Genomic DNA, 6,184 nt, shown 5'->3' on the forward strand with positions numbered 1-6,184 from the left:
TAAACCGAGGTTTTTCTTCCTAATTTCTTGCTTACTTATTCCCGAATATTGTCCTCCTGTATTTGAGCGGTGATACACCCATCGCACGCTTAAAGGCATGATGAAATGTCTTCACACTACTAAACCCGGCCAGCTCAGCCACTTCCGTCACCGGCGTTTCCTCATTTAGCAAGATCCATTTCGCCTTGCTAAGTCGGTAATCGTTTACAAATGTCATAAACGTAATCCCCATATTGCGCTTGAATAGCTTCGTGAAATAATACGAACTAAAGCCAACATGATCCGCGACCTGCTGTAACGTAATCCTCTCCTGATAATGGTCCTCGACATATGCAAAAATCTGTTGCAATTTTTCAAGCGTTTCCTGTGATTTACTCGTCGCGTCCTCCGCAGAATCACGCACAAGCCTTGGCACATCTCGATCCAAAACCGCCAACATCTCGTACAATTTCGCCTTCACAACATAGCGATAACCCGCCTTGCGCTGCGAACTCTCCCGATGAATCACCTGCAAAAGTCCCGCAACCAGCCGCGCCACATCCGGATTCCAATCCGCACTCGACGGTGACACATGCAAAAACAAATCGCGCAACCGCTTGCCCTCGTCCTCCGTAAGCGAAAATTCCTGAAAAACATTCAAATCAAACTGCAACACAATCCGCTCACTGTTCGGCGATGCCAAAAAATAATGCACATCGCCGCCATTAATCACATAAATCTCGCCTTCTGCCATCTGAATCGGCACATCATTCACGCCAAGGTTCAAACGCCCCTCAATCACGTAAATCAGCTCAATCTCCTTGTGCCAGTGAGGATACACGATAACGCCACCCTCATTCGTAAAACTCCGCATCGGAAAATCCTTATCTAGCGCTGGAAACTCCAAATACAGCCCCATGACGCTACGCCGCCTCGTTCATCTGCATAATCTGAATCAAATTCCCACACGTATCATCAAAAACCGCAATCGTCACCTGTCCATGTGATACTGGATCCTTCGTGAACACAACGCCAAGCGCACGCAACCGTTCATGTTCCTCGTACACGTCATCCACCGCAAACGACGTAAACGGAATCCCCTGCGTATACAGCGACATCTTAAAAGGTCCCACCGCAGGATTTTCATCCGGCTCTAAAACTAGCTCCACGCCATCCGGATCCTCTTTTGACACCACCGTAATCCAGCGAAATTTCTCCGTTATCGGCACATCCTCTTTTTTCACGAAACCTAATATTTCCGTATAAAATCGTAACGCCTTGTCCTGGTCATCTACAAATACACTCGCTAAATTAATTCTCATTTTTCACAGTCCCCTCACGTTAAATATGGATTTGTCGCTTTTTCATGGCCGATTGTTGTTGCGTCCCCATGACCCGCATACACGCGCGTCTCCTCAGGCAACACCAACAACTGACTCGTAATGCTTTCAATCAACGTATCAAAATCACCCGTATACAAGTCCGAACGCCCGATGCTACCTTTAAATAACGCGTCCCCAACAACCACAAAATCATCAAAAATAAAGCTCACACTACCAATCGAATGTCCCGGCGTCGGCACCACACGAAACTTGAATCCTTCTATCGTATACTCCCGATTCTCAAATTCATTCTCCGCAGGCACACAAATAATCTCCTTGTTGCTATACTGCGACATCCCCACCGAGCCATTCAACTCCGGATTTCCAAGCCATTCCTGCTCCAGCGGACTCACATAAACAGGCACCCCATAATGCGCCCGAATTTCTTCAAGTGCCCCGATATGATCATAATGACAATGCGTCAACAAAATCGCGACCGGCCTCGTCCCCGTTTCCTCTACTTTCTCTATAATATTTTCCGCATCGCTTCCTGGATCGACAATCAAACAATGCTTTTTATCCGAAATCACATAGCAATTCTCCTGTAACAATCCCGTCGCCAAACCACTAATTTCTACCATTATATGCGCCACCTTTTTCTTCTCATTTCCTAAAGTATAGCGCAAACGAAAAAATTAACCAAGGAGGAACCTATAAAAGAAGATGGCTCCATTAAAATTAGAAACCACCCTCTTGCGTTACTTCCTTTAAAACGTTACTATCTCACACTTTTTCTATACCAAAGTAAAACTGCCCCAAAAAGAAGTAACATACCACCGAGAAGAATAAAGCGTTCCTCTGACTGATCTCCTGTTTTCACTAATTTCATTGGTCTTACATCTGATTTAAGCGCCGTATCTGGTTTAACTGTCGGTTCTATCATTGGTGTATCCGTCATTCCCGGCTTTTCAACTGGGACTGTGACTTCTGGTTTTGATATCGGCTTATCGATTGGTGCTGCTGGAATCTCAGCAGGAATTTCTGGCTTATTCTCCGGCATTGGTTCCGGTTCTGGTAAAACAGGCTCTGACGTGAAAACATGACTATTTTCCTTCACCACTTCCACAGCAGTATCATTTTCCCCAATCCCAATTTCAAATGGTACTGCCTCCTTATCTAGCGTATACCCTTGAGGCGCAGCCGTTTCAACAAAAGCATACACACCAGGATCTAAGCCGTCCACCGTCACTTTTCCAGTTTCATCCGTTATTAAATCTTCTAACAAAACGTTTCCATCTTGGTCCACTAACTCAAATGAGGCACCAGCTAATGTATTCTCACTATTCAGTGCATCTATTTTCGTCAATGTAACCGTTCCCGTCTGCAACTTGTTCTCCGTTCCTAATACGATTGGCGTTACATCTTGGTCCGAAACAATGACCGGGTGTGGCGTACTATCCAACACATATCCCACCGGCGCTTCGATTTCCGTCACCGTATAATCCCCAAGCGGCAGTGCCTTCGTGACTAAAAATCCAACTTCATCGGTCGCCCCTTCAAAAACGACCTCTGCCTTGTCATTCCTCACTTCATAAACCGCACCAGCCACAGGATTATGATGATTATCTACTTTCTGAATGCTTATTCGACCGTCATATTTTCTCGTGGATACCGCATTGGAATGAATCACATTATTCTCCACCGTTAAAAAAGCTTGGTTAGATAGCAAATCACCGATTTTGAGATCTTCGACATTTACTTGAAAACGCCATTCCATCTTGTCCGTTTTTGGTATATCCACAAGCGTCGTAATCCTAATCTCGTTGCCCACCAATTGCATATCTACCTTGCTACTATCATACGGCAATAAAATCGGCGACTTAATCCTGCCATCTAATGGGTCAGTAATCGTCGTCCCAGCTGGAATCGCATCCCCATCTAAGGAAGCTAACTTCAGCGTATAAACCAACTCATTATCATCATAGTTAAGCGCCGTTTTATCCACACTTTTGCTTAAAATATAGCTAGTTCCGAAATGTTTAATTGGTTTCACAGGTACCGTTTTGACCACATCCGCTCTGTTACTTGCCGATAATTGGGCAACATTTTGCTGTAAACCAGTATTCACATCATCCACCTGTAGCGAATATTCAATGAAATACGTATCATCTACCGTCAAATCTCCCAATTCCACTGTAAAACGGTTTGCTTCCTTGTCTACGTGAATTTTATCTTGAAACTCTGCCGTTACATAGTTATACTTCGTCGCCGTACCGGTCGCATCAAAAGCCGCCACTTTCAAAATTCGAATCCCGTCCTTCGCCATCGTATCACCCGATATGGAAGACTTAGTCGGTGATGCAATCAATGACGTCCCTTTTGGCAATGTATCCGTTATGACAACATTCTTTAAATCCACCCGTCTATAATTCACGACCAACTGAAAACTATTATTTTCAGCATCCATCGTGTTCAGCGTCGCAACCCCATCCTTATCAAAATCACCTTTGTACCACTTATCAAATAATGGTGTAATCGCAACGTTCTGCTTCTGCACATCTGCCGTTACTTGCTTATTTTGTCCCGCATAGTCGACTGCGAACGTTTGCGTATCATGATAAGCATCACCGACAGTCATTAACGGTGCACCAAACTTAATCTCAAAAATACCGTTGAATGCGTCATTATCTCCAATTGCATTCCTATCCACCGAAAATGTGAGCAGATAATTCGTCGCATCACTCGTTACATTTTCTAATTTGAATGGCTGTGGAATATTGGTTTTTGTTGTAAAATCATTTGGATTGTAAACAATTTCTTTCGGTATTGTCACGGTGATATCTCCATGGTCAGCTACGAAAGCACCTGCACTTCCAGAAATATTGACACGCAAGTTCACTTCTTCTCGACTTTTAATCGTCCCCGTCGCGACCGCGAGTGATGTTTGAATCGAACTAGTCTCTGATTTTGCTGCCCCACTTTGAGCCCCTGCAAACACTCCGAATAGCGGTAAACACAGCACCGCAATAAGTATGCAAGCAATATATTTTTTATTTTTCCCCATTGATAGCTAATCTCCTTTTATTCTTTTATTTCAAAAGCGCCATTGTTTTATATAAACCTCAATCCCTAATCATCGTGCCTATGCCTCCCCAATAGTTTTATACACTTCCATCATAATCCCTTCTATACACTGGTTAAAGATGCATTTATATACCATTTGCAAATTATGTGATTTTTTATGACATTTATGTGTCTATCTAGAGCGACACATAAATGTAACAAGCCTATACTATACTTCTATTAATCACAATCTTTTTAAGAAAGGCGGTTAGAACATGAAATCCTTAAGATTCAGAAAAAAGAAAGGCATTAAGTTTTTCCTCTTCCTATTCCTTGGCTTACTAGTCACTGGCACACTCGTTTATTTTTGTATCCTTTACGTCAAAGCAGAAAAAGTGTTGAATAAAGCTTATCATCCTGTATCCTCTACTGACAAAAAGGCTACAGAAGATACGTTGATGTTCCTAGTCATGGGACTAGACAATAATGCGACTAGAAATCTCGGCAGTTCCAGAACAGATGCTATGATGCTAGTCAGCTTAAATAAGCGCACCAAAAAAATGACACTCTGTAGCATACCTCGAGACAGTTTTGTACAAATACAGTCCGCTAATTATACCGGTATGCAACGAATTGAATCCGCCTATACATACGGTGGCCCAAAGAGCGCTGTGGATACAGTAAAAAAATTATTTAATATACCTATCCATCACTATGTTGTTCTTAACTTCGATTCCTTCATCCACGTGATTGATGCGCTCGGAGGCATTGATGTAAACGTGCCGAAAACATTTGCCGGACCACTTTTTGATACAGGGAAAAAGGTCCATTTTGAAAAAGGCATCCAACATCTAAATGGCGAAGAGGCTTTAGCATTTTCTAGAGAGCGCAAAATCGACAATGATATCATGCGCGGTTTCCGGCAACAGCTCGTCCTTGAAGCTGTAAAGGAAAAAGCCATGCAACTGAATTCCATTTCAAAATATGTAAAAATAATCGAGTCTCTAGAAGGCCAAATGCAAATGGATCTCAATATGCGCCAAATAAAAACAATATTACAAGACTTTCTGATTGGTAAGGATTATGAGGTAGAACAACTCACCTTTGATTGGCGTGCTTTTAGTAACGGCGGGCATAGTATGGTGGAGTTGTATCAGGATAGTGTGGATCACGTCGCGCATCAGCTACGTGTTTCGCTTGGACCAGAGAAAAAAGATGCGCGTGACGATAAAAAATTCCAAACGAACGGAGAATACAGATACAAAAGTGACCACACGACAGCAACTCCAGAATCAGAAAAAAATGCGGATACATTCCCTGGTGAAGGGCTTTACATTGGGACAGAAGGAAATACAAAGACAGGCGATCTGCCAAATAAGAAAACAACGACTGGATTCTATGATTAGTTTTTCTTGAGACGAAGAAAAGCCGCTTGAAAATCCAACCAGGATTTTCAAGCGACTCTGAGATTCTATTCTTTTATGACTTATCTTTTAACGATTTTGTTTCCTTTTGTTAAGGAAGATAATAGATCCAATCGCTACAAGCAAGCTTCCGAACAAGAGAGTTAACAATGAGAAATTGTCTCCTGTTTTTGGTAGTTTACTCATTAGGCTTGTGCGTTCGCCATCCTTACCAGCTTTATCTTTCTTCTCTATCTTGCTAGTACCATTATCTGGTTTAGAAGGATTTTCAGGTTTTTGCGGGTTTTCTGGTTTACCTGGATTTTCTGGTTTACCTGGGTTTTCTGGATCTGGATTCTTGATAAAGCGAACCGTTTGGTCTAAGTCATTGATATCTTCATGTACCACAACTTCTTT

At 42.6% G+C, this 6,184-nt stretch carries 6 protein-coding genes; 1 reads left to right on the forward strand and 5 read right to left on the reverse strand.

What is annotated here, in order from left to right:
• Positions 1-31 precede the first annotated feature (31 nt).
• From HCJ54_RS06520 to HCJ54_RS06535, 4 genes are all read right to left on the reverse strand, one after another.
• Positions 32-898, reverse strand: coding sequence for an AraC family transcriptional regulator (locus HCJ54_RS06520; RefSeq protein ID WP_187137049.1), 867 nt, complete (start codon positions 896-898; stop codon positions 32-34).
• Positions 899-902: 4 nt separating this feature from the next.
• On the reverse strand, positions 903-1,301 hold the full coding sequence (locus HCJ54_RS06525; RefSeq protein WP_187137050.1) for a VOC family protein: 399 nt from the start codon (positions 1,299-1,301) through the stop codon (positions 903-905).
• Positions 1,302-1,315: 14 nt separating this feature from the next.
• On the reverse strand, positions 1,316-1,942 hold the full coding sequence (locus tag HCJ54_RS06530) for an MBL fold metallo-hydrolase (protein WP_187137051.1): 627 nt from the start codon (positions 1,940-1,942) through the stop codon (positions 1,316-1,318).
• Between the two features lie 137 nt (positions 1,943-2,079).
• Positions 2,080-4,365 (reverse strand): SpaA isopeptide-forming pilin-related protein, encoded by a 2,286-nt coding sequence (locus HCJ54_RS06535; protein WP_187137052.1) that lies wholly within the window; start codon positions 4,363-4,365, stop codon positions 2,080-2,082.
• 274 nt (positions 4,366-4,639) lie between these two features.
• On the opposite strand from HCJ54_RS06535, the gene HCJ54_RS06540 reads away from it, so the two are divergent.
• Positions 4,640-5,770 carry an LCP family protein gene (locus HCJ54_RS06540; protein ID WP_187137053.1) on the forward strand — a complete coding sequence of 377 codons (1,131 nt, stop codon included), beginning with the start codon at positions 4,640-4,642 and terminating at the stop codon, positions 5,768-5,770.
• Positions 5,771-5,857: 87 nt separating this feature from the next.
• Here the strand turns inward: HCJ54_RS06540 and HCJ54_RS06545 are convergent.
• On the reverse strand, positions 5,858-6,184 hold a 327-nt coding region (locus tag HCJ54_RS06545), incomplete at its 5' end, for an LPXTG cell wall anchor domain-containing protein (protein ID WP_187137054.1).

Source organism: Listeria grandensis (assembly GCF_014322885.1).
GTDB lineage: Bacteria > Bacillota > Bacilli > Lactobacillales > Listeriaceae > Listeria_A > Listeria_A grandensis.